Raw genomic sequence first — 693 nt, 5'->3', positions numbered from 1 at the left:
GCATCCACCGTACGCCCTTGAAAACCTCACACCCCCACACACACAAGGCGCGGGGGCAGCACAAGAATCTCAAGGAAAAAACAGAAACCAAAAGAAAAAATTGCACAGGAGGAGAACCACCACCGCCCACAAACGACGGCACGGCCCCCTCCAAGATGCTCGCGTCCACTATACAGTTCTCAAACAACAACCCCCACACCCCACACCCCCAGGGAAACCCCCCAGGAACGCGGCAGCACAGGGAACAGATCCGGGAACCTATTGCCCCAGGACCCAACAGCGCACCACCACACCCCACCCGCGGAACCCCCCGACACCCCCACACAAGGGGCGCCAGAGACCACGGACACGGCACGGGCCCAGCCCACACCCGGCAGCCACCGCGTTTCCCACACCCCCACACCCCTGCAGCCGAAGCAACAGGAACAAAGGGGGCGCGTACTCCACGGCACCGCCAGGCACCACAGGCCAGGCCAATTGGACTGATGTTCCACCCACGAGCACCCGCCGCAGGACGAACACCTGCGAAACGGGCCTTACTCCATCACCCCACAGCACGGCACGGGACCGCGCACACAGGCACGGCCCACACCCCGGCACGGGGAAAAGGGGCTCCTTAGAAAGGAGGTGATCCAGCCGCACCTTCCGGTACGGCTACCTTGTTACGACTTAGTCCCAATCGCCAGCCCCACC

1 rRNA gene is annotated in these 693 nt (G+C 63.5%); it reads right to left on the bottom strand.

Annotated elements, in window-relative coordinates:
- Window positions 1–620: 620 nt before the first annotated feature.
- Window positions 621–693: ribosomal RNA gene (locus E6A26_RS17510) — 16S ribosomal RNA — on the bottom strand; the annotation flags it as partial.

The organism is Sinomonas albida, from assembly GCF_004919045.1.
GTDB lineage: Bacteria > Actinomycetota > Actinomycetes > Actinomycetales > Micrococcaceae > Sinomonas > Sinomonas albida.
The sequence above is the reverse complement of the archived record's forward strand: the minus strand, read 5'-3'. Positions and strand labels throughout refer to the sequence as shown.